Annotated in this window: 3 protein-coding genes; 1 reads left to right on the top strand and 2 read right to left on the bottom strand. The window is 69.7% G+C overall.

Going from position 1 to position 2,004, the window contains the following annotated elements; translation table 11 throughout:
- Together AC1D01_RS32145 and AC1D01_RS32140 are read right to left on the bottom strand one after the other, a co-directional pair.
- On the bottom strand, positions 1-493 hold a 493-nt coding region (locus tag AC1D01_RS32145; RefSeq protein WP_477873562.1), incomplete at its 3' end, for a LysE family translocator.
- A gap of 46 nt (positions 494-539) precedes the next feature.
- Positions 540-1,031 (bottom strand): NUDIX hydrolase, encoded by a 492-nt coding sequence (locus AC1D01_RS32140; RefSeq protein WP_477873561.1) that lies wholly within the window; start codon positions 1,029-1,031, stop codon positions 540-542.
- A 67-nt stretch (positions 1,032-1,098) separates the two neighbouring features.
- On the opposite strand from AC1D01_RS32140, the gene AC1D01_RS32135 reads away from it, so the two are divergent.
- Entirely contained in the window at positions 1,099-1,887 is a 789-nt protein-coding gene (locus tag AC1D01_RS32135; RefSeq protein WP_477873560.1) for a DUF2272 domain-containing protein, read from the top strand.
- Positions 1,888-2,004: the final 117 nt, after the last annotated feature.

Genomic DNA, 2,004 nt, shown 5'->3' with positions numbered 1-2,004 from the left:
GCGTCGAGTTGATCGTGGCCATCGCGACGAAGGTGACAGCCAGGATCCACAGCTGCTGCGTGGCGTTCACGCCCGGGCGCAGGAACTGCGGCAGGAAGGCGATGAAGAACACGATGCCCTTCGGGTTGAGGGCGGTCACGAGATAGGTGTTGATGAACAGCTTCCAGCGCGAGCCGGTGGCCGGCGCGACCGTGGCCTGTGCAGGCGAAACGCCGGCGCGCAGCAGCTTGATGCCGAGGTACAGCAGGTACAGCCCGCCCGCGAACTTGACCACCGTGAACCAGAAGGCCGAGGCCGCCAGCAGTGTTCCGAGGCCGAGCAGCGACACGACCAGCGCCGTGGAGTCACCCAGCGCGACGGCCGCGATCAGCGGTACGTTGGCGCGCCGCCCTTGTGCCATCGAATAGCTGATGACGGTCAGGATGGTCGGGCCGGGGATGATCAGCAGCACCGCGGAGGCGGCGACGAAGGCGAGCCAGTTTTCGATGGGCATCGGGGAATCTCCTGTGGGTGGGACGACTGTAGCGGGATGCCTGAGCTCAGAGATTGTGGTGTTGATCCTGCTGCACGACGTGCGTGAAGGCGATGCGGTCCGCCGCCAGCGTCTGCACCAGGAACGAAGGCCGCACATCCACGTCGCCCAGTGCCGAGCGTGGAAACCAGTCGAAGACGAGTTCACGCGCGCCTTCGACACCCCGATACGGGCCCGGCTCCGTGAGCACGCGGCTGCCGGCTTGCGCTTCGACCTTGAAGTACAGGCCGACTTCATGGTGCTTCAACCCGCCGTAGACGAAGAAGTTCTCGACCAGCAGCACGAGCGGCCCCGGTTGAACGACGAGGCCGAGCTCCTCGTGCAGTTCGCGCACCACCGCCGTGCTCGCCTCTTCGCCGGACTCCACCCGCCCACCGGGCAAGGCCCAGAAATCATCGCCTTCCGCGCGGTGCAGCAGCACGTCGTCGCCACGAACGACGATCGCCACGGCCCTCAGGTGGAAGCGATGCGAACCGGCATCGAAGGAAATCATGCTCATGGCGGCCACTGTAGCGGCTCACAATGCTCCAATGCGCCCTCTTCGCGGCACGCTCGTCCTCCTGGCCATGCTCATTGCCGGCTGCGCCACGCGGGGGCCCATCGCGCCGACGACCGTGCCGCCGGAACGCATCGCGCGGACGGTGCAGATCGCCGAGGCCGAGTGGCGGCTGTGGGGCTCGCCGCTCATCGGCACGACAAGCGACGGCGTGCAATGCGCCGTGCTGGCCTCGGGCGACTGCGCCGAGGTCGACGACGGCTGCGGCCGCGAGATGAGCGCGGCGCTGTGCCCGGTCGTCAACGGCTACTGGGCCACGCTCGGGCCTGCCGGCGCGGGCGGCATCGAGCGCCACGCCTGCCCGCAGCCCCACCGCTGCGAGGCGCGCTGGCTGCCCGAATGGGGCCCGCCGCTGTGGACGCCCGCGTGGTCGGCGGCGTTCATCAGCGCCGTGCTGCGGCGCGCGGGCTTCAGCGAATCGGAGTTCCGCTTCGGCAAATCGCATGCGGACTACATCGTCGCGGCGCGCGATCACCTGAGCTCGGCCCACGACGTGATCCCGACGCCCGCGATCGCGCTGCCCGGCGACCYGATCTGCGCGCTGCGCGAAGGCGCACGCATCGCGCCGACCGAGATCGCCCGCATCAGCGCCGGCGAGTCGCCCACGCCGATGCACTGCGACCTCGTCACGCGCGTCGACTTCGCCGGGCGCCGGCTCGAAGCCATCGGCGGCAATGTGCAGCAGTCGGTGTCGCGCATCACGCTCGATCTCGACGAGCAGGGGCGCGTCGGCGCGTCACCAGTGGCCGGTCGAACCTGGAGCCTGGTGCTGCGCGTGCACGCCGAGCCGGGCGACTGAGCGCCTGGCTACCGCGACGCCGCCATCGTGCCGTGCATCGCGGCACTGAACACGCACCACGCGAGCGGCACGACCCACAGCAGCCGCAGCCCGCGCCGGGCCGCCGCAGTCGACGGC

The sequence above is a fragment of the Rhizobacter sp. P3_B12 genome (genome assembly GCF_056402895.1).
This window is presented reverse-complemented; position numbering and strand designations above follow the sequence as displayed.